A 21,189-nucleotide genomic window follows, 5' to 3' on the forward strand; every position below is an offset into this window, starting at 1 on the left:
ACTAAATACATAAGGTTTCTATAACCTTATATCATAGTCTCAACCAGAAATTTCAGAGTCTTTAACATCTTTATACTGCTTGGCCTGCATAGAATCATTTTGCAGTTTGTTAGAATAGTCACTTTCATTTTTCAGCGAACTTTTTTGTAAATCCGGTCTTAAGTTCGTGTTTATGAAATGTGATAATTGATTTACAGTATTTTCTAATGAATTAATGCGACTTTGCATAGGGCCATTTGATACTCCTCCAGGAGTTCTTCCCAAAGGATTCCCAGGAAAATCGATAGGATTTTCAATGATATCTTTATCTTTTTCCTTGATTTCTTTGAACTCCTTGATATCTTTATCCTTTTCCTTGATTTCTTTAAAGTCTTTATCTTTCTCCTTAAACTCTTTAAGCTCCTTTTCTTTATCTTTTTCTTTGATCTCCTTAAACTCTTTGAATTCTTTGACTTCTTTTTCTTTTATAGGTTTAAATCGATCTCCAGGGCCTTGAACTCCAGCAGCATTTGCAGTAAATAGACGACCTGGATTACCACCAATAGGATTTTCGATAATATCTTTTTCTTTTTCCTTGATTTCTTTGAACTCTTTGATGTCCTTGTCCTTTTCCTTGAGTTCTTTGAATTCTTTAAAGTCTTTATCTTTCTCCTTAAACTCTTTAAGTTCCTTTTCTTTATCTTTTTCTTTGATCTCTTTAAACTCTTTGAATTCTTTGATTTCTTTGATTTCTTTTTCTTTAATAGGCTTAAATCGTTCTCCAGGACCCTGAATTCCAGCGGCATGCGAAGTTAAAGGGCGACCTGGGTTACCGCCGATAGGATTTTCAATAATATCCTTGTCTTTTTCCTTGAACTCTTTAATGTCTTTATCTTTTTCTTTGATTTCTTTAAACTCTTTGATATCCTTATCTTTCTCTTTAAACTCTTTGAATTCCTTGAATTCTTTAAACTCCTTGAACTCCTTAATTTCCTTCTCCTTAATAGGTTTAAACTGTCCAGATCCAGCTTTGGAAGCTTCAGATCTTTGTCTAATTGGATTATCAAAGATGTCTCCTGGGTTTTCAATAATATCCTTTTCTTTAAATTCTTTGAACTCTTTGAATTCCTTCTCTTTTTCTTTAAACTCTTTGAATTCCTTGAATTCTTTAAACTCCTTGAAATCTTTTTCCTTGAACTCTTTGATCTCCTTAAATTCTTTGATCTCTATTTTCTTCTCTATTAATGGTTTTCCTAAACAAACGCTAACATCCAAGGCTGTTAGCACATCTTGAATTGGGTTTGCTACTCCAAAAACACCTTCTTCAAGAATCACGTTACCATTAGAATCAAGGACTTCTTCGTTTCCTGCAAAATAAAGTCCAACCACTTCGTTATCAGGATTTACAACCACAGATCCGGAATCTCCACCTAATCCAAATTCATTACTTAATGAAGCATCTACATTAATACCAATTTGGTTGGTTAATGTTACTTCTCCTAAGCCATCATAGGCAATTTTTACAGTTAAATCTGTACTATCTACTGTACCGTGTGTTAATCCTGTAGTTCTTCCTCTTTTACGAACTTTTTGATTTACAGAAGCCGTATTAATTCCTTTTACATCACCAATCTCGTGTATGGAACAATCAACAGATCTACTGGAATTGATATCGGCTACAGCACAATCTACGGTACCTCCAATAGATACGCGTTTTAGTTCTCCAACTGTACCAGATGGACAACTACCTCCATCTACTCTACTTGGTTGCGTCATATCGTCGCCAACAGACCAACTTGTATCTACACTCATTACATGGTAGTTACTCAACATCATTTTCTTGTTGGTCGCGTTGTCCTTTACTATCATCCCCAGAGTTCCGGTAAAAATATAACCTCCAATAGATCTACAAGGGCCAATACTTATTCCCCCAACCAATGGATTGTAGGTATTACGATCGGCTGAAAGTCCTATTTTTGGCTCTTTTATTTTTCTTTGGTTAAGCTTGAACTTTAATTGAATAACATCTGTTTTGAATTCCTTTATTTTTTTAGGAATTCTTTCCTTTTGAGGAATGTCTTTCAAATCTTTCTTCTCTGCAACATACACTCTAATTGAAATCTCTTCGGTAGTTTTACCCTTGGTGATTTTCTTACCAATATCGACTCCTGTTACCCCTGGAATTTCTAATAGAGATTTCTCTACCTCTTGCTTTGCAGCTCTAATCTTCTCTAAATTTTTCATTTGATTTGCATGGTTTTAAGATTTTACTTTAAATATTACTTGAGTATGAGCTTTTAATTTCATGGAATCCACTTCAATCTTCCGCATCATTACCAAAGCAAATGTATCTAAATACAAAACCCTGAAAAACAGTTAAATAACTGATATTTCAGGGTTAAAAAATTCATGATAAAACCATCATTCCCCCTTATTTCATAGGGGAAAATAACTTCTTAGCTACTTCTAGCCGTAATCTTTAATCATATTTAATTGTAATTCCTTGTAAATCCTTAAATTTTCCAGTAATTAACCAGCCTCCAAAGGTTTCTGAAACTGCCATTAACAAAATGTTCTCCCCTTTTTTCAGATCTAAATAGATTGCATCAAATAATCCTATAGTTCCCAAATACCTATAATCTCTTGATCGATATTGATTACTACCTTTATATAAAGGAGTATCATTTAAAATCGCAACGACCCTGTCACTATAACCAAACTCGAATAGTTTGGTCTGGTCCTTATCAGATATGATCCTGATTTTAGCAAATACTGTATTGTTAGATGTGCCATCATTTAGCACCACTTGTCGGGCAATATTGGCTGCGGTACCCTCTTCTACTCTAATTTTTTTACCCCATTTCCTTTTGGCAATAAGAGGTTTCAAGGTATTTAGATTGTCAAGTTGTTTTTCTTCAAATTTATCAGAAACTTCCCATGCTTGAATCAAACCTTGGATTGGTTTTCTTTTGGCCGGGTTAAAATCAACAATCTCGTATTCTTCTTTATTCAGTTTAAAATTGGCATAATGCATAGGTCCAGCACCGCCTCCGCCAATAGCTATTCCACCTTCTTTTGGTTCGTGTACCAAATTCCAGGACAAATTTGGTTTTTCTGAATAATCCAAATATGCCTGTGCTTTTTTACCATTAATTACCAATTTAACATGGGTCCAATCATTATAATCATAATCAAAAGGTACAGAGTAACTGGGACCAAAATACAATTGCCACGGACTCATGCCATTAATTACTGGGATCGCCTGATTACTATCAGGTTTGTTAGGAAGATGAGCTCTTAAATAAAAAGACTCCATATTAAGCCTATCTGAAGAAGTTCTAAATCGAACTCCAGGAAAACCCTGTCTCTTGGTAAGATATACATCAAACTCTATGGTGCCATTTAAAAATTTCTCATCCTTCAAAAATGCCAACCCACGTTGAATATAAATAGCATCTTTGCCTTTATAATTCTCCAAAATGTAAGATTGAGCATTTATTTCCCAATGTAATGTGTCCAAAGGAACGTAATTTTGCAGATACGCTTTTTGTTGTAAAGCAATACTAAATATTATAAATAAAAGAAACCTTGTCATTAGCGATTTGTTTTTGATTTAATCAAAGTTCTGAAGTGCTACTAATACCTCGAAAACAAATTCGTGCAAAACGATTCAATGTTGTTCAAGTCACAATTTTTAGTGACTTTTGTTTTATATCATGAAATCATATCAAGAACATACATTGGTGCAAAAATGTTTGCAAGAAATCGAAGATAAATTAGGTTGGGGCAACTCAAACCAATGGCATAATGATGTATTTATTGAGTTAAGTGATGTTATTCGAGAAAACACTCAAATTCTTCTGAGTCCTACTACTCTAAAACGTGTTTGGGGTAGAATTACCTACAAAAGCGCCCCAAGTATTAGTACCCTAAATACACTTGCTCAATTTGCCGAATACGAAAACTGGAGAGATTTCAAGAATAAAAACGATATCAAAAAACCTTCTTGGATAGCAAAAAAAATTGCTCAAAATATGGGTATTATTGTTATTACAGCTTCTATTATGACAATAGTTTTCATTTCCTTTTATTCTATGATAGGTTCAAAAAAGGATACTATTAGTCCCGCTAATTTATCTAAAATCGTTTTTAGCAGTAAACCTATTACACAAGGACTTCCAAATTCTGTAGTTTTCGATTTCGATCTAAACGATCTAAAATCGAATAGTATATATATCCAACAATATTGGGATAAAACCAAAACGATTAAAATCAAACCGTCACAAAATCAAGCGACGGGAATCTATTATTTTCCAGGATATTTTGGAGCCAAACTTTTAGTTGATGGAGAAATCATTAGGGAACATGATCTATTTATTAGATCTAACGGTTGGGTGGGTACTGTTGAATATAAACCTATCCCAAAATACATTAATCAAAAGGATTTATTTGGTAAGCATTTATCGATGCCGTCTTCTATAATCGAAGAGATAAAGTCAAATGAAAACCCAATCATCTCAAGTTTTCATTTGGTTGATGATTTTAAGAACATTTCGGGTGACAATATTTCTATACGTACTTCTGTACGTAATTTGTACAGAGATAAATGGGCTGTTTGCCAATCTTTCCGAATCGTTGTTTTAGGAACCTCGGGAGCTATGGTGATTCCATTTTCGATACCAGGTTGTGTATCCAATATTAATTTAATGTTAAACGATATTTACCTTAAAGGGAAAGAACATGATCTTTCGGCCTTTGGAGCAGATTTTTCTACATTCAGAATTATTGATATTATGATCAAAGAAAAAAAAGTATCGGTCTATATCGATAATTTAGAGATTTATACCCAAGAATATAATGAACCTATTGGCAATTTTGTTGGTATACGTTATAAGTTTTTAGGTGCCGGAGAAGTTGATTTTTTAAAAATTAATCAAGAACCTAAAGGTCAAACCATTCTATATGAAGATTTCGATATCGATTCCTTTTAACATCTATTTATTTAGTTCCGATTAAACTAAACACTAGGGAAATTTCCCTTAAATATTACGGTTTTACCACATTGCGACAATGAAATATTAACCGTATATTTGCATGGAAATAAAATATAGAATTATGACACTTTCATTTCTACATTCTATTTTGTTCTACTCTTACTCCAGGGCATGAAATTGGTGCCCGAATAGGGTACGATCAAAAAGATGTTTTTGGACCTTAATTTATGTTACAATTTCTTGTAATGTTTTTAATGTTGATTATGAAATGATTTTCGTTTGGTTGGATAATCTAATGTTGATATTAAGATTTATTTACTGAATTTTAACATTACTTTACCAAATCAAGGTTTGTGGCATAAGTTTTGATGTAAAATTTTAAGTTTTATTTTATAAATGAATGTATTAATTATTTAAATCATGTTCAAGCCAAATTTACATTTACGACTTAGTACCTCGATAGGTCAATTGGCGGTAAATCCATCTTTGATTGGACTTTTTCTAAAAACCGTCTATTGTACCCATGGGGATACCATGTTGTATGACGGAGAAACAACATCATTAATTGTTAAAAGAGAAAGTTTGAAAAGTATTGGTAGCCAAATGAGTTCGTATTTGCGTTGGTTTGCTTTATGCCGTCTCGCTCAGGACGTAAAACTGGAGTAATAAGGATAAACCAACCAAGTATCTTTTACTTATACGATATGTTCGTCTACAAAATCATAACCGATATCAGTTAATTTGTAGTACGATAAATTTTCTACCTTGGTTTTATTCAATAACGCAAGAGCTTCGAGCTCATGGATTACACGTATTACCTCTTTTCGTTTTCTTAATTTTGATAATTTATAGATTTCTTTGATTGAAAGCCCAGTAGTATTATGGTTTTCAAAAAAGATACTCATGATGTTCACACGATTAAAAGAATATTTCAAATCTTCTATTGAGGATAGATTTGTAGTACTATTGGGTATAGCAATACCTGTAGATAAAACACGTTTTATTTCACGAGTCACTTTTAAAAAAAGTGCGTCTCGCTGTCCTTCATTCATTATAATTAATGGTTCTGAAGGAGGATTAATAGTTTGAAATCTTGAAATTGCGTCTACATCAGAAAACATGCAATGACTAATAATTATAGGAAAAATATGTGCGCCTTCTTCTTTTGCTGCAGTAAGTAGTGCTGGTAGCTCTTCATTATTAATAAATTCTGAAGACAGAAAATTAGCGCTTACCATTAGAATAGCAACCTTGGTAGAGTTAATCGCGTTATTTATTTCGGTTCGCCAATCGGCACCGACTTCTATTTTTGAGTCTTCCCAGATCGTAAATTTATATTCACGCTCTAAAAAACTTAGGTGAACTCTTAAATAGTCTAACCATTTGGTATCTTTTTTACTATAACTTATAAAAACTCCGTGTCTTTTCATGTTAGTTTTTAGCATCAAAACCTTTTTCAAGGTCTAAATTTATAAGATAAATAAAAAAAGCATAGGCATATTTTTACTTTTCTAAAAAAAATATCGGGGATTTACAATTTGACGATTAAGATTGTTAAATTTAACTTGAATTTCTGTAATACAGAAATAAAATAATGTTCCTAAAATGCACTTAGGTTTTTTGACCATCTAACTAAAAAAACAGTAAACCAATGAATGAAGAACAATACATAAAAGACAGGGTTGAAGATCAAATAAAATGGTATGGTACAAAAAGTGCTGCCAACAAAAGAATGCATTTATGGACCAAAGGGCTTATTATAAGTTTTTCTGCATTCATACCACTTATCTCAGGTTTCTTAAAATCGGGGCCAGAATACTTGAACTATGTTGTTGGGGCTTTGGGTATGGTGGTTGCCATTCTAACTGGTATTTCAGAATTAATGAAATTTCAGGAAAAATGGGCAAAATATAGAACAACTGCTGAAACTTTGAAACATGAAAAGTTTTTGTATATGACCAAATCTGGACATTATCATGCCGAAAAAGCACAGTTCAATCAATTTGTTAGTAGAATTGAAACGTACATAAGTACAGAGAATTCTGAATGGAGTAAAATCATTAGTCAAGAAGAATAATTTACCTTTTTTGAGTGCATCTAATTATCGTGTTTTTTATTATATTTAAACAATCAACTTATCCAGGTGTTTTATACAAAAAAACACATATCCCACTGAATATTTTTTGCAATCGAGTACATTTTATTTTAAAAGACAGGAATAAGATGAATTTTATTTTGGGTATGACCCTAACAATTAAAAAATAAAACTTATGAAAGCATCAGGAATACCTTCTCATGAAAGATCTTTTTATAGAACAGGTTTGGATTCACATGGAAAAAAATTTATTATTTCACCCAATTCTATAGCTACTGGTGATGGGGAAACGATGCATTATATTGACTGTGTACGCGAAAACAATGATGATTCTTTCTACTACAAAGAAGAAGAACGAAAGACAAATATTGTAGTACATTTTACAGCAGGGTATTTAAAAGGTGATATAGCGCAGCTTACACAACCCTCAAATCATGTCTCTGTACCATTTGTAATTGCCCGAGATGGAACAATACTTAAATTATGGTCTTCAAAATATTGGTCTTTCCATCTTGGAAGAGGTGCGGTAGGTGGAAATACTACAATGAGCAGAAAAACGATTGGTATCGAGCTTTCCAATATTGGATATTTAAGAAAAATTGGGTCCAATCTGGTATCGGCCTATTCAAATTCTGATGTTTACTGCGGAATGGATGAGACTAGTTTTTATACAAAACTTAACTCCCCATTTAGAGGAGAAACTTACTTTGCCACACATACTCAAAAACAATATTCTAGCCTTATACTTTTACTAAAGTATTTAACCAACGCTTATAATATCCCCAGAAACTTTTTGCCTACAAATAAAAGATATACCACCTTAAGTTCTGGTGAAGTGCAAAGTTTTAATGGGATATTATCACATGTCAACTTCAGAACATCTGGCAAATGGGATATCGGAGAAGCTTTTGAATGGGATCAAGTTATACAAAGCGTAAACGGTTCTATTACTTAAATACCGTTTTTTAAGTAAGCGTTGTGAAAAAGTAAAATTCATCACAACTCCCCTACCTTTTTACTTTCTCATATTGAAGCAATTAAATCTTCTATATCTTTTGTATCCTCTATATTGGACAAACCAATAGTATCCAAGAATTTATTCGAAAACACTTTTGCCATTTCTGTAGAAAGCAATCTATTACGTTGTTTTTTCCACACTTCTGCATTGTTTCCGAACATATGCTTTACCAAATCTGGAAATGCCCAATCTGCATTTTTACCCCAGTGAATTGTAAATGGAATATTGTTTTGTTGTAAAACCTCGATCATCCTTCTCGAGAATTCCTTTAACCCTATCAATTTTCTTGATTTCTTCCATAAAACTCCATCAATCTCAATCATACAGGTAACCGGGAACTTAGTAAATGCCAATGTTGCATCAGATTTTTTAACAAATCGCATAGCATAGATACCGGGTATAGGGCCCTCTTTTTTGGTAAGATCAATCAAGGCATTTAATGCACTTTCAGAATCTTTACTATCGACCCCAAAAGAACAGGCAAATGCCGGACCCTGGTATGGAGCATCCCAAAAAGTTTCATACAAAGTACCTATGGTTTCTTCATTTACATCTGGAAGTATTTGTTTTTCTAATCGCTTAATAAAAAATGGTATTTTCTTCGGAAACTTTTCACTAATCTTTATCAATACATGAATTAAATCTCGATAGATTGAATTTTCAATAGTTGTAAATGGATCTGGATAATTGTTTGTAAAAGGTTTTTTGTACATCACCTCGACTACATATTGATTATCATCAGTATACGGATTTATGAATACTTTATAATGATATGGTCTTAACCCTTTTCCGTTTGCGTCAGTTTCACCAGGGATGGTAAACGAAGAATTTTCAAAATCCATAGTTTTAGATAATTCCAGAGCGATACGTTTATCAATTTTTTTCACATAGCGTTTCAACAAAAACTGATCTTCCGCTTCAATCACCACTCCATGTATAAAACCAAAAGACCCTAAACTCACTAATGCCGCATTAAACAAATCATCATCCCGAATTACTTTTGATTTAATTTTTAATCCAAACGAATCATTGAGTGCTGGTTTTGACAGTCGTTCAAGGTAAACGACATCTTCAGGATTGGGACCAGTAATAAGATTAAGTCCAACAACATAATCTTGTATAGATCCAACATCAAGGGCAGATCCATGGACTCCCGTAGAGATACAGCCCGCAATGGTTTGCCCGTTACTAGCTCCACTTGTTTTTAATGATTTACCATGCGTAGCAAGGGATTGAGATATTTCTTTGATTGTATTTCCACATTGAAAAAAGAAAAGGTTTTCCCCTTTATATAGAGAAGAGGTATGGACATCACCAGAAGATATTTGAAGGTCCAAATTCATAAAAACATTATAGTGCATCCTGTCTTTTTGATGTGCTATGCTCGACATTGACCAACGAGCACCATAGGCCCTGAAACCTTCATTGGTATCTAATGCTTCTTGTAACAACCTACGAATTTCATTAGCAGCGTCATTATACCTATCTACATCTGAAGGCATATTAGTTTTACCTTCTAGTCTTGTTTTTTGTAATAGTTTTAACTTGAATGGGCCATTATTATGCAAAGTATCCCATTGTGATGTTTGATGTGAAATTGTATTTGCCATAGTAGATTAGTTTTCTGGTTTCATACAGACATATTTTATCCGCACCTTACGTTTACTTCCAAAACTAACAAGGTATAAAAGCGAGCCTCCAAATGTATTTTTATATTCTACAGAGAATAATTTCCCCGTTTCGCAACCCGACTGCTGCACTTTAAGACCAATTTTATCTATAAACGCACTGGATTTAACGACTGTATCTATTACCACTACCCTTTTATCTCGATAAAAATTGCCATGGTCCTCTATACACTCAGGTTCGATACCTGTTTGGCATGGCATATAAGCACCATGTGTACTTACAAGGCGCACAGAATAACAGGAAGTAAATAATGTTGTTAGCCCTACAAACAAAAAGGCTATTCGAAACCAATTTCTATTAAAAATTGTCATAATACTATATCATATAATTGATTAAATATTAACACATAAATTCTATGTTGTCTTTAAAAAATGTGGGGGTATTTGCTATGACAATTGAGGTACTTAAATTTAGTAATATTTTTCTTTAAGAAGACTAAAAATTCCCCAATAATTCTTTCATCAATATCCTTATAGTCATAATAATTTACTGAACATCAGGATAATTAAGGCTCCAGAAGAGAAATTATATATTCAAAAATTAAACTCTGATCTTATTGACCAAAAAAAACAATCTTAAAAATAGGGGTTTACCCCTTAGGTATTCCGGGGTGTATCGCCCTTGATTTTTAATCGATATCAATGTATCAATGTTTGGTAATACAGAAAAGGAAATGTGTAGGTAAAAACTAGTCAAAAATCTGATGGTAATTTTTACTTTTCGTAACATTTTTTTATTAACAACATGTTAATTAGTTGAAATAAGAATGTAAGAATTAACTTAATCAAAATGTAAGAATTATTTGAAATTATAGGGGTTTTCAAATTTATTTTTATCAAAAACTCAATAAAAAAGGGATATTTAATAAAAAATAACTATTTTTGGTTTTTTTTAACAGAATTTTTATTATGAATAGTCCCAAGCCCGAATTTAGGAATTTGTTTCCTAGGACCATTTATTACCTACTATGCATTTCTTTGCTGTTATTTTCATGTAGCAGTGGCGGAGACGATGGTCCTGTAGACCCAGGAGAAGTTAAAAGTAGTGAAAAACAGATCACTAGTTTTTCTTTAAGAGCCTCTAACAACACCAGTCTAGATGCAGACATAACTGGATCTATTGATGAAACTTCAAAAACCGTTAATGTAGCTGTTCCATTTGGTATTGATCTTACTTCGTTGACTCCAACGGTAACAATATCAGATAAAGCTACAGTCAACCCACAAAATCAGGCCGCTGTAGATTTCTCTAGTCCGGTAGTGTATACGGTAACTGCCGAAGATGAAACAGACGTAGAGTATACAATAACTATTACAAATTCTAACAATACAGAAAGTGACATTATATCATTTGCTTTTAATGCAGATAATAATTCGTCAATTTCAGAAAATATTACAGGCGTTATCAATACCAACGATAACACTATAGCTGTTACTGTTCCTTTTAGTACAGCAATAGATGCACTAGTACCCACTCTTGTTTTATCAGACAGAGCAACTTCCAACCCTTCTGTTGGTGCAACAGTTGATTTTTCTTCTGCTGTTGATTTTACAATAACAGCCGAGGATGGGAGTACTTCCAACTATACTGTTACTGTCACCAAAAACGAATCAGATTACGCTACTTTACAGATTTTATTTAATGCTAATTCCAGTAATACATTAAATTGGGATTTTTCAAATCTTGATATCAATACATGGGAAGGCGTAACCGCCGAAAACGACAGAGTTGTTACACTAAGCCTTTCAAATAAGGGATTAACGGTATTACCTGCAGAGATAGGAAACTTACCAATGTTAAGTCAATTATACCTCCAGGACAATGATATAAACGAAATACCCTCAGAAATTTCGAATTTACAAGGCACGCTGACACAGTTATTATTATCCAATAATGACTTGGGCACCCTCCCAACTGAAATAGGAAGTCTAGTTAACTTAGAGTTTCTTGATTTATTTAATACCGGGCTAAACTCTTTGCCTACCGAAATCGGAAATCTAAATAGTCTTGTAAGTTTAAACTTAGGTCGTAATTTTGATTTGTCTTCTATTCCTACTCAAATAGGTAACCTAACAAATCTTACATGGTTAAGTCTTGCTGGTGCCAACTATACAATACCTACACAACTTGGAAACTTAACAAACTTAGTCACATTAAACCTTAATGAATGTGATTTAAGCACCTTTCCTAATCAAGTTTTAAGTTTGACGGTATTAGAAGGCTTGTTTTTATCTGGAAATCAAATTACCACTGTCCCGACACAAATAAACAGTCTTTCGAATCTTAAAGACCTATTTTTGGACAGCAACTCTTTGACATCTCTTCCAGAAGAAATATCGGAGTTAACAAACCTAGAGGATTTAAACATAACTGCCAACCCAACTTTAACATCTATACCACAAGCAGTATGTGATATGGCAAACACTGGAACCAACGTGCAAAAAGACGCTACAACTACATGTAACTAACAGTAGTTAAGATTATTCATAACAAAAAAACAGCCTAGTTGATATCAACTAGGCTGTTTCTGTTTCTTCAATAATGTAAACTACATATATACAAAAAAGAAAGGCCCAAAATAGGCCTTTCTTTAAACATAGGTAAGTTCAAGGGATTGAAATAAAATCTTAATCTCCTGCTAACAAAACATAAGACTCTGTAACAGGTGTAATACTATAATCTTTTACATTTTTGAAATTTCTAAGATGTTTTTCTGCTTCTGAAAAAGCCGTATCCAACGCACTCAATTCTGAGTTTTCATCTACAACAATAGTCTTTGATATTACACTACCATTAGTATATTTTATAGATATTTTCCACTTTTTTAGAGAGTGAACATTTTTGTTTTTAGCGACTCCCTCCTCTTCTTTTTTATTCTCTGTTTTATCATTTTTCTCTTTTGATGCATTTGAAAAATCCAAAGAGTTAGCATGTCCAAAAGAGACGCAAAATACTGCAGTTGCTAATAAGAGTTTCATAGTTGAATGATTTGAATTTGTTTGAAACGAATATACAAACATTTTTTTAATAATCAAATATTTTTTTAATAAAAATTTATTTGTATATTTGATTCCTTTTAGCTTATTTTATTATGGTTAACAAAAAACTAAAACGACTCTTAAAAAGAAGTAAAGGGTCAAAAACGGTGTATGGAATTTCAAAAGCACTTGGGGTTAGTCCGCAGGCTGGAGATTATATTGTGAAGAGAAAAGATCTTGTAAAAGATTTTGAGAGGCTTAAAAAAATAGCGGATTATATGGGGGTAGAAATAAAGGATATACTTGATTATAAAGAGAAGTCCTAACCTTTATTCATTTATGGTGTACGTCCAATTTAACGCAATAAAAAAGGTTGGACTATTCCGAAAGAATTAATCCAACCTCCTCTACTCAAAGAGTATATATACTTAAAGTACTATTTAATTACTCGATCTTTTTTAGCATAGCACGGGCATTTTCACCAACCCCACCGTCTGGATCCATTTTAATCGCCTTCTCATAATACTCTTTTGCTTTCTTTTTATTACCCAGATCAAGATAACTTTCTGCCAAGCTATCCCATGTATTCGCCGAATCCGGAAACAAACGTGTATTGCATTCGAATATAACCATAGCAACTTCGGGTTTTTCAATTTGCAGATAAGAATACCCTATATTATTGATACTCCCTTCACCCAAAATATTTGACGCTACTAATTCTTTAAAGGATTCTAGAATCTTTTTTTTATCGGTATCTGAAGCCATCTTACCTGCTACAGATTTAAAACTTTCTTCCAAAGGTTGAAATAACAGGTTTTTATAATCTTTGGCCTTGTTGACTGCCAAACTTTTTACCTTTTCGAGAGCATCATCTGCTGGCATTTCAATATCTGGTTGTACTCCTGTTCCCTCCCAATTTGTCTTGGTTACGGTATTTATTGTTCTGGCAAATGGTATCCCAATGCCAAACCCATTGTCTAGAGGAAACCCCCTGGTTGGATGAGCTCCTCCTCCGGTTACCTCACCAACAACTACTGCTCTTCCTCGGCTTTGCATGGTATACGAAAAATCTTCTGCTCCAGAAAATGTTCTCTTACTAGTGAGTATATAAACAGGAACTTTTGGTCTTTTTTCACCTTTCACATCGACTACCCATAATTCTTCTGTGTGATTTTGCGCACGCGAATAAATTGAATTTAAAAGCAATTTTTCATCAAAAAAGTAACTACTCAAGTAATTTACGGTATTTGGGTCGCCTCCTCCATTTCGCCTCATGTCAAAAATGATCACATCGGCTACAAGCATATTCTGCATTACTTGATCGATTTTTGCCAAGTGTTCTTCAGAGCCGCCAAAAAACGCCAAATCTACATAACCGATGTTGGAATCGAACAATTGAAACCCTCTAAGCATTGGAGCTCCTCGATAACGCGAGATAAGGCTAGTAATTGGACGAACATCTTTTGATGACGGTTGTGTACGAGGTGCACGAAAATGCAAATGTTTATCCTTAGTGATTTTTTGCATCTCCTCTGTCATTGCTTTCGCAAAAGCACTGGGTTGCATTTTATCAAAATACCCTTTTTTCATAAGGGCATCCAAATGTGCGTTGGTTTCTTTGGCTTTGTCAAGGAAAATATAATTTTCTTCCAGTAATTGCTGAGCCTGTTTTACAATATCATTATTTGTAGATTGCCCAAAACCCGAAGTAAATACAAGAAAAAATACTATGAATCCCAGCCCTTTTTTAAATACTGTTTGTTTCATGATTGATGATGATATAAATTATTTATAGAATGTATATCAAGTAAAGTAAAGAAGAAAAAAATATAGAAAATAGAACGAAATTAGCCTAGATCCAACAAGTATTTAGATGCTCTTAAATTCCTTCGGCTTAAATCCTGTATTACGCTTAAATACTTTGGTGAAATGACTTTGATCAGAAAAGCCACATAAAAAGGCAATTTCTGTCAAAGGTTTATTAGTTTGCTTAAGAAATAATACTGCCTTTTCAACTTTTATTCTTCGCATATATTCCCCAAGTGTACAATTAAAGTGTCTCGAAAAATATCTTGATATAGTTACGGGATGTATGTTTAACTCGAGAGATAACTCTTCTAATGTTATGAATTCATCCCAACGATCTAATAATACCTCTCTAATTTTTGAAACCCATTGCGGAGTATAATCAGATATTTTATCGTAAACAGAAAACAAAGTAAGTAGCGAAGTATGAATAGAGCTCGATGAGGAAACATCATTCAATAGCAACTCTTTATAAATTTTCAACAACTGAAATTGTACTTCAGTATTTTTAAGGACCGAAGTTCTAAAATCGGTGGTAGATAAACTGTTATTAGTAAAAAAAGGATCATCAATTTCTATATTCAGATTTTTTGAAGGGAACGCTGTATATCTGTTACGATGTACTTCTTCTTTATCATACAAAACAATACTACCCGGGAGTATTTGGAGATCTTCCTTTTTTCTAGATTCTAAATTTCCTCCTTGTAAAACTAAAGAAAGGTGATATTTTTCATGAGAGTGCCAATCTTCAGAAACAGGCTTATGATAATTAACCATAGAAATATCATAATCCCCAAAAGAGAATTGTTTCGTTGTCTTTCCCAAAAATTCCTTAGTCTTTAATTGAATCATACTTCAAGTCTATAGTATAACAAGCATGTTACTTTCTAAAAGTAGTAATAAAAAGCAACAAATATGATACCATAAAAGAGCACTTTAAGAAAACGTAAATCTTATTGGCATTTTTTTAACTGAAGTCATCTTGCTTTTTCCCTACTTTTAAAGGTATCGATCATTCTATAAAACAAACAATCATGAAAACATTGACGTCACTCATTATTTTGTTGATCCTATCTATTACTTCAGGCACCATTCATGCAGACTCGTTGTTAAAAGTAGATTTTAAAACTGGTGATCCAGGGATTACTTCTATAAACTCTATGACATTTGGACCAGAAAATATTCTATTTATTGGCGATAGTAATTCGGCTCAAATTGTAGCAGTCGACCTAAGTTCTCATCCAAAAGTGGACAATAGCAAGGTAAAAATTGATTTTCTTGATAAAGTAATTGCTGATATGTTGGGTACTGCAGTAGACCAAATTCAAATTACAGATATGGCAGTTAATCCAGAGAATAGCAATATCTATATTGCTGTACACCATAGTTCGGGTATACCGGTATTATTTCGTGTTGAAGATGATAAACTGAAACAAGTTCCGTTAAAAGATGTCTCCCATAGCAAAACTACAATAACCGATCCGGTAGCAAAGGATGCTAAAGATAAAAGAGGGCGTGAATTGCGAAAATGGGCTGTGGCAGACATAAAATATCATGAGGGTAAAGTGCTGTTATCTGGATTAAGCAACAAAGAATTTGCCTCAACTTTTAGATCTGTTGATTTTCCTTTTACAGATCAGCAAATTTATGGTTCTCTTGAAATCTTTCATGCTGCTCATGGTGAATATGAAACACATGCGCCTATCAAAACATTTTTAGCTACCAGTATAAAAGGTAACCCTCATATTGTAGCTGGTTACACATGTACTCCGCTAGTAGTTCTACCTATGGACAAAATAAAAGCAGGAGAACATCACAAAGGTAGAACTGTGGCAGAACTCGGTAGCGGAAATAGCCCGTTGGATATGATAGAAATGAAAAATGGTGATAAACGATATCTGGTGATCTCTAATACCAATAGACCATTAATGAAAATGGATTTTGCTGATCTTGAAGCTTATCAAAATGCTTTGACTACACCAGTAACCAAAAAAGGGGCCGCAGCGGGGGTTGAATATGTAAACCTTCCGTATGTAAATGTATTGCAGTTGGATAAATTGGGAGATGGATTTCTAATGATTAAAAGAGAATCCACGGGGAACTTATTATTAAGAACGGGAAGCAGCTGGTGGTTTAAATAATAGGCGTTTTCATAAGTTCTATTTCTAGTGAAAAACAATTTAAGTTCTTTAGCATTTATTCTTTTCACTCTATGTTGCTGGTCACAAGATTTATCAACATTTGAAGTGACAAAAGATTATATTGCCCTTACGGAAACAGTAGATTCTTCTGCGAGTTTTAAAGTTTACAAGGGTGAGTTATCAGAAAAGAATGTACATACTGCCACTCCTATTTTAGGGAGCATTATATCCAAAAAGGAATCCTCGAGATTTACTCCGTTGATTCCCTTTACTTTCAATCAAAAATACACCGTCGTTTATAATGGTGTTGTCGATTATTTTGAGATCAATCCACCCAAGGATTACGAAAGACTTTCTATAGAAGCTATCTACCCTTCTTCAAGAAAACTACCATCCAATGTATTGAAATGGTACATTCGATTTTCTAAATCTATTGACCAAACAAATCCGTACGATCATATACATTTTTTAACGGCTTCTGGTGATACCATAAGAAAGGCTATATTAAACCTGGAAAATGCACTTATTTCTGAAGATCGTAAACTCCTAACCGTTTGGATTGATCCTGGACGACAAAAACGAGGGTTAATCCCGAACCAACAATTAGGAGCTGTTTTTGAAGAAGGAAAAGAATATTCTTTGGTAATTACACAAGAGTTTAAGGATAAAGAAGGAATCCCGTTGAAACAAAACCAAATTCATCAGTTTATTATTACAACATCGGATAGAAAACAACCAAATGTTAACTCCTGGAAAATTCGCTCTCCTGAAGTAGGTACCATTTCAGAATTAAAAATTGACTTTAAAGAACAAATGGATTATGGTAGTATGTTAAATAGAATTACACTACTAAATCCTGATAAAAAGAAAGTTACTGGTGATTTAAAGCTAATTAAAAACGAATCAACTTTAGTTTTAAAACCACATAAACCATGGATCAAAGGAGAATATGAAATAGTAATAGATTCACGTATTGAAGATTTAGCCGGTAACAATCTTAATCGATTATTTGACACGAAAATAGTAGACGAAACATCTAAAGATATCGATAAGGCTTTTTATTCTTTATTTTTTTCAATAAAATAATAAACCCCTTGTTTTTTACTTCAAGGGGTTTTATATGCTTGACTTACATAGTTTACTTAGTATCTATTACAAATCTCTTGATAACAACCTGATCGTCTGTATTGACTTCGAGAATATACATTCCTCTATTTAAAATAGATACATCAATTTTATTTTCTTTCAACTCATCCCTAAGAATAGATTGTCCCAAATAGTTCATTATTCTGAAATGAGCATTTTGGTTATTTAACCCTCTCAAAAACAGTACTCCTTGTTCAACAGGGTTCGGATAAAGTTTTAATTCACTAATCAAACTGGATGTTTGAGCATTTTGTTTAAAGACCACACCTCCAATATTTACTGTGTAGTCTTCGACCTCGCCATAAGTAAAAGTTTCACAAGGATCTGGAGCTGCATTATATTTCATAGATACTCGCATTCTAGTTTCTCCATCTAGAGCCGTGCCAGGTACAGTAAAATTATATGATTGATTTGCACTACTCGTGGTAGAAGCCGATACTATTTGCTCTGAGGCTTCAAAAGTTCCATTTTTGTCATAATCAATCCAAACGCCCCAGTATTCGGTATATGAAGAGTTTGTAAAACCTACACTTAACGTTATCGAATTTGATCCATAAGGAACGATTGCGGCTGGCAAGCCCGTATAATCTGTATATCCCGATGATGCCGTGCTGGGGTTATTTAAATCATTTAAACTTACCAAATCGATATATTCAAAGTTTATATTATTACCCTGAGAAGTACAATAGCTGATATCTCCTTCTAAAGTTGTTACACTAGCCACGTTACTTGGCAAAGAACTATTTCCTGCTGCATCTTTTGCAACAACTGTAAATGTATATGAAGTATTTGGAGTTAAACCCGAAACTACACTAATCAAGCCATCGACCGTTGTATCTATGAGTGTCGATCCCTGGTATACTTCATATCCAGTTACTCCTACATCATCTGTTGATGATTCCCAGGAAAGTGTAATACTGGTAGCAGATACGTTGGATGTAACCAAGTTTGCGGGTGCCGTAGGCGCCTCATTGTCTGGCATAGAAGAGAATATTTTAATGTTGTCGATTGCCATATCGCTGCGCCAGTTGCTACCTGTGGCACCTTTGAATTGTAATCTAACCACCGATCCTACATAACCTGAAATATCCAAAGAAGCTTGATTCCAGGTATTTCCAAGATCTCCACTTTCTGTCCAAATTGAAGAATAGGTTACCCCGTCATCGGTGCTTATCAATAATTCCATGGTTCCCATTGTTGCTCCATACATATGATAGCCAAATTCTAATGAAGCACCAGAAAGTGAAGACAAATCTATACATGGACTATTAAGAAGCGCTACTTTATTAGGGCTTCCGGGTGGCGCCGGATTTCTTGAAGCCTCAGTATACAAATAAAATGATCCGTCCAGACCTGTAGATGGGCCTGTAGAATTTGATGGTGTTCCGCCAGAGTCTCGTGTCCAATCGATATCATCTCCAGAGCCATTGATCCATACGCCCAAACCAGATTCGAAGCTTTCAGAATAAGGAAAGCTATTAACTCCTGCACACGCAGGAACTTCGGTTGTAGAAAAATTAACCGATGTACTATAAGGAGAACTGTTACCACCTGCACAATTGCTTCGTACTTGCGCTTCATAATTAGTTAATGGTGCTAACCCTGTAATATTTATGGTATTGTTATTTGAAGAGACCAGGGTCCAGCTAGTACTTCCAATAGTTCTATAGCGAACATCATAGGTTGCACCTGTAGTCGCCTGCCAACTCAAAGTTGCCGAAACAGATTGTACATTGGTAGCAGAAAATCCCGATGGTGCAACAGCAGCAATTGGAGTTAATTGAACATCATTTACAATACTTTCATAATCATTAACGGATACTCCAGTAACTGTTAAAGGCTCATAACAGTCTGCTTCGTATATTATGCTGTACGTTCCGGCTTTTATTGGTCTATAATAATCTCCTTCGGGTAATTCTGTAGGTACCCAGGATTCATAACTCTCTTTACCTACAATAGTGACCTTTGCCTGTATAGGTTGATTTGTAACTGCATCTGTAACTACTCCACGAATTCCATAATTCACTTGTTTTAGAAAAGCGATAAGTGCATCTCGATTGTAGTTCCAAAAATTAACTAATTGATTTGCGGGAGGGGTCTTGGCATTCGACAACTCAACGGTTACCTCTCGTCCTTTGTGATTATAAATCTGATAATCCTGTCTCCCACCTTGTACTTCATACCAAGCATAACCGTTGGTAATTCCATTGTTTCTGGCATCAAAATATCCTGCAGGGCTATTCGCCTGACAAAGATCTCTGTACTCTTCAGAGATATAAATGAAATAATCTTCATCGGGATGTGCTCCTGCATAAGTGTCCCATGGATAATTGATTAATTCTATACCACCATGAAAATTGGCTGATAAGACAAAATGCTTGGTATCTGCAAAATTCATAAATGCTAATGTTTCGGTTTGATAAGCATTTCCATCTGGATTGGGACCATCATCTGGATCGGGATAATTTCTATTAAGATCTACATTATTGGCATTACCACGTGTAGCATTGGCCACCGAGGTGTTGGTAGGACTATTTCTAAAAGTACCATCAGGATTTGCTAATGGGTTTATCCAAACCTCATTATTATCCAACAGGTTTTTAATTTCGGCGTGTCGCGGATGACTTGTATCATTATATGCACCCAACAAATAATCAATAAGATTTAACATCATAGGATAACCAGCAATCTCATCACCGTGCATGGACGATGTGTACATTACTCTTGGTTCTTGTTCATTACTATTTACATTATCTGAAAGCTTTACAAATAATATAGATTTATCACCCTCGGTTGTTGCCCCAATATTTTCAACTTTACAAATGGCAGGATTATTTGTGGCGAAGTCATTCATCATTGTTATATAATCTGCATACGTGGGATACGCTGTAAGCGGAAAAGTTGTCGCTTTACCAATAGGTATATCTGAAGTCATAGTCCTATAGCCTATGATATTGTCCTGGGCAGAAGCCGAAAAAGATATTCCTTTTTGTAAAAAAGAATCAAATTGCGGTTGGTTTGCCATTACTTTGACGATTTTTGTGATGTCATCATAATGGACAATTGATAATTCTTTGGTTATAGCAGTTAGTTCTGCTTTGTTTTCTATACTAAAAGTAAAAATAACCTCTCCCTTGGTATTAAGATAAGATTTTGCCCGTTGAAGATCTGTTTGTTGTGCGAATAAAAAATTGCCCATGATACATAGTACCAAAAGCAAAAGGGTAATACTTTTTTTCATGGTTTTAAGAGTAATTTAAATTGAGTTAATGTTGGTTTTAACTTTAAAAATACTCTTAAAGATAACATAAATTTAACAGAAACATTTGATTTTGTTCAATTT

The 21,189-nt window shown here is 33.9% G+C and carries 17 protein-coding genes; 8 read left to right on the top strand and 9 right to left on the bottom strand.

Going from position 1 to position 21,189, the window contains the following annotated elements; all coding sequences use genetic code 11:
* Positions 1 to 39: 39 nt before the first annotated feature.
* Positions 40 to 2,223: a chymotrypsin family serine protease gene (locus U6A24_RS13490; RefSeq protein ID WP_324180513.1), complete on the bottom strand. Its 2,184-nt coding sequence runs from the start codon at positions 2,221 to 2,223 to the stop codon at positions 40 to 42.
* Between the two features lie 235 nt (positions 2,224 to 2,458).
* The gene (locus U6A24_RS13495) at positions 2,459 to 3,574 is read right to left on the bottom strand and encodes a hypothetical protein (protein WP_324180514.1); all 1,116 of its coding nucleotides are present in this window, start codon (positions 3,572 to 3,574) and stop codon (positions 2,459 to 2,461) included.
* 121 nt (positions 3,575 to 3,695) lie between these two features.
* Here U6A24_RS13495 and U6A24_RS13500 point away from each other — a divergent pair, with 121 nt between their 5' ends.
* Both U6A24_RS13500 and U6A24_RS13505 read left to right on the top strand, forming a co-directional pair.
* The gene (locus U6A24_RS13500) at positions 3,696 to 4,970 is read left to right on the top strand and encodes a hypothetical protein (protein WP_324180515.1); all 1,275 of its coding nucleotides are present in this window, start codon (positions 3,696 to 3,698) and stop codon (positions 4,968 to 4,970) included.
* Positions 4,971 to 5,393: 423 nt separating this feature from the next.
* On the top strand, positions 5,394 to 5,639 hold the full coding sequence (locus tag U6A24_RS13505) for a hypothetical protein (RefSeq protein WP_324180516.1): 246 nt from the start codon (positions 5,394 to 5,396) through the stop codon (positions 5,637 to 5,639).
* 29 nt (positions 5,640 to 5,668) lie between these two features.
* On the opposite strand, the gene U6A24_RS13510 is transcribed toward U6A24_RS13505, so the two are convergent.
* Positions 5,669 to 6,403, bottom strand: coding sequence for a toll/interleukin-1 receptor domain-containing protein (locus U6A24_RS13510; RefSeq protein ID WP_324180517.1), 735 nt, complete (start codon positions 6,401 to 6,403; stop codon positions 5,669 to 5,671).
* Between the two features lie 221 nt (positions 6,404 to 6,624).
* Between U6A24_RS13510 and U6A24_RS13515 the strand changes: the two genes are divergently transcribed.
* Together U6A24_RS13515 and U6A24_RS13520 are read left to right on the top strand one after the other, a co-directional pair.
* Positions 6,625 to 7,050, top strand: a complete 426-nt coding sequence (locus U6A24_RS13515) for a DUF4231 domain-containing protein (RefSeq protein ID WP_324180518.1) — start codon at positions 6,625 to 6,627, stop codon at positions 7,048 to 7,050.
* A gap of 193 nt (positions 7,051 to 7,243) precedes the next feature.
* Positions 7,244 to 8,023 (top strand): N-acetylmuramoyl-L-alanine amidase, encoded by a 780-nt coding sequence (locus tag U6A24_RS13520; protein WP_324180519.1) that lies wholly within the window; start codon positions 7,244 to 7,246, stop codon positions 8,021 to 8,023.
* A 68-nt stretch (positions 8,024 to 8,091) separates the two neighbouring features.
* Here the strand turns inward: U6A24_RS13520 and U6A24_RS13525 are convergent, their stop codons facing one another.
* Both U6A24_RS13525 and U6A24_RS13530 read right to left on the bottom strand, forming a co-directional pair.
* On the bottom strand, positions 8,092 to 9,696 hold the full coding sequence (locus U6A24_RS13525; protein WP_324180520.1) for an FAD-binding protein: 1,605 nt from the start codon (positions 9,694 to 9,696) through the stop codon (positions 8,092 to 8,094).
* Positions 9,697 to 9,702: 6 nt separating this feature from the next.
* Complete coding sequence (locus tag U6A24_RS13530; protein ID WP_324180521.1) at positions 9,703 to 10,086, bottom strand: hypothetical protein; 384 nt, start codon at positions 10,084 to 10,086, stop codon at positions 9,703 to 9,705.
* Positions 10,087 to 10,683: 597 nt separating this feature from the next.
* On the opposite strand from U6A24_RS13530, the gene U6A24_RS13535 reads away from it, so the two are divergent.
* Positions 10,684 to 12,243, top strand: coding sequence for a leucine-rich repeat domain-containing protein (locus U6A24_RS13535; RefSeq protein WP_324180522.1), 1,560 nt, complete (start codon positions 10,684 to 10,686; stop codon positions 12,241 to 12,243).
* A gap of 159 nt (positions 12,244 to 12,402) precedes the next feature.
* Here U6A24_RS13535 and U6A24_RS13540 read toward each other — a convergent pair whose 3' ends face one another.
* Positions 12,403 to 12,753: a hypothetical protein gene (locus U6A24_RS13540; protein WP_324180523.1), complete on the bottom strand. Its 351-nt coding sequence runs from the start codon at positions 12,751 to 12,753 to the stop codon at positions 12,403 to 12,405.
* A 113-nt stretch (positions 12,754 to 12,866) separates the two neighbouring features.
* Here U6A24_RS13540 and U6A24_RS13545 point away from each other — a divergent pair, with 113 nt between their 5' ends.
* Positions 12,867 to 13,079 (top strand): helix-turn-helix domain-containing protein, encoded by a 213-nt coding sequence (locus U6A24_RS13545; RefSeq protein WP_324180524.1) that lies wholly within the window; start codon positions 12,867 to 12,869, stop codon positions 13,077 to 13,079.
* Between the two features lie 118 nt (positions 13,080 to 13,197).
* On the opposite strand, the gene U6A24_RS13550 is transcribed toward U6A24_RS13545, so the two are convergent.
* Together U6A24_RS13550 and U6A24_RS13555 are read right to left on the bottom strand one after the other, a co-directional pair.
* Positions 13,198 to 14,520, bottom strand: a complete 1,323-nt coding sequence (locus U6A24_RS13550; RefSeq protein WP_324180525.1) for a S41 family peptidase — start codon at positions 14,518 to 14,520, stop codon at positions 13,198 to 13,200.
* A 102-nt stretch (positions 14,521 to 14,622) separates the two neighbouring features.
* On the bottom strand, positions 14,623 to 15,411 hold the full coding sequence (locus U6A24_RS13555; RefSeq protein WP_324180526.1) for a helix-turn-helix transcriptional regulator: 789 nt from the start codon (positions 15,409 to 15,411) through the stop codon (positions 14,623 to 14,625).
* A gap of 182 nt (positions 15,412 to 15,593) precedes the next feature.
* Between U6A24_RS13555 and U6A24_RS13560 the strand changes: the two genes are divergently transcribed.
* Entirely contained in the window at positions 15,594 to 16,700 is a 1,107-nt protein-coding gene (locus U6A24_RS13560; RefSeq protein ID WP_324180527.1) for a hypothetical protein, read from the top strand.
* 105 nt (positions 16,701 to 16,805) lie between these two features.
* A complete protein-coding gene (locus tag U6A24_RS13565; protein ID WP_324180528.1) occupies positions 16,806 to 17,786 on the top strand; it encodes an Ig-like domain-containing protein in 981 nt (326 codons plus the stop codon).
* Positions 17,787 to 17,838: 52 nt separating this feature from the next.
* On the opposite strand, the gene U6A24_RS13570 is transcribed toward U6A24_RS13565, so the two are convergent.
* Entirely contained in the window at positions 17,839 to 21,087 is a 3,249-nt protein-coding gene (locus tag U6A24_RS13570) for a M14 family zinc carboxypeptidase (RefSeq protein ID WP_324180529.1), read from the bottom strand.
* Positions 21,088 to 21,189: the final 102 nt, after the last annotated feature.

It is taken from the genome of Aquimarina gracilis, assembly GCF_035285365.1.
Classification (GTDB): Bacteria; Bacteroidota; Bacteroidia; order Flavobacteriales; family Flavobacteriaceae; genus Aquimarina; species Aquimarina gracilis.

What these genes read in the sequence shown, in the direction of transcription:
- U6A24_RS13505 (WP_324180516.1), top strand. Translation starts at nt 5,394, where the DNA reads ATGTTCAAGCCAAATTTACATTTACGACTTAGTACCTCGATAGGTCAA.
- U6A24_RS13525 (WP_324180520.1), bottom strand. Translation starts at nt 9,696, where the DNA reads ATGGCAAATACAATTTCACATCAAACATCACAATGGGATACTTTGCAT.
- U6A24_RS13540 (WP_324180523.1), bottom strand. Translation starts at nt 12,753, where the DNA reads ATGAAACTCTTATTAGCAACTGCAGTATTTTGCGTCTCTTTTGGACAT.
- U6A24_RS13510 (WP_324180517.1), bottom strand. Translation starts at nt 6,403, where the DNA reads ATGAAAAGACACGGAGTTTTTATAAGTTATAGTAAAAAAGATACCAAA.
- U6A24_RS13515 (WP_324180518.1), top strand. Translation starts at nt 6,625, where the DNA reads ATGAATGAAGAACAATACATAAAAGACAGGGTTGAAGATCAAATAAAA.
- U6A24_RS13500 (WP_324180515.1), top strand. Translation starts at nt 3,696, where the DNA reads ATGAAATCATATCAAGAACATACATTGGTGCAAAAATGTTTGCAAGAA.
- U6A24_RS13495 (WP_324180514.1), bottom strand. Translation starts at nt 3,574, where the DNA reads ATGACAAGGTTTCTTTTATTTATAATATTTAGTATTGCTTTACAACAA.
- U6A24_RS13560 (WP_324180527.1), top strand. Translation starts at nt 15,594, where the DNA reads ATGAAAACATTGACGTCACTCATTATTTTGTTGATCCTATCTATTACT.
- U6A24_RS13555 (WP_324180526.1), bottom strand. Translation starts at nt 15,411, where the DNA reads ATGATTCAATTAAAGACTAAGGAATTTTTGGGAAAGACAACGAAACAA.
- U6A24_RS13490 (WP_324180513.1), bottom strand. Translation starts at nt 2,223, where the DNA reads ATGAAAAATTTAGAGAAGATTAGAGCTGCAAAGCAAGAGGTAGAGAAA.
- U6A24_RS13520 (WP_324180519.1), top strand. Translation starts at nt 7,244, where the DNA reads ATGAAAGCATCAGGAATACCTTCTCATGAAAGATCTTTTTATAGAACA.
- U6A24_RS13535 (WP_324180522.1), top strand. Translation starts at nt 10,684, where the DNA reads ATGAATAGTCCCAAGCCCGAATTTAGGAATTTGTTTCCTAGGACCATT.
- U6A24_RS13545 (WP_324180524.1), top strand. Translation starts at nt 12,867, where the DNA reads ATGGTTAACAAAAAACTAAAACGACTCTTAAAAAGAAGTAAAGGGTCA.
- U6A24_RS13550 (WP_324180525.1), bottom strand. Translation starts at nt 14,520, where the DNA reads ATGAAACAAACAGTATTTAAAAAAGGGCTGGGATTCATAGTATTTTTT.
- U6A24_RS13530 (WP_324180521.1), bottom strand. Translation starts at nt 10,086, where the DNA reads ATGACAATTTTTAATAGAAATTGGTTTCGAATAGCCTTTTTGTTTGTA.
- U6A24_RS13570 (WP_324180529.1), bottom strand. Translation starts at nt 21,087, where the DNA reads ATGAAAAAAAGTATTACCCTTTTGCTTTTGGTACTATGTATCATGGGC.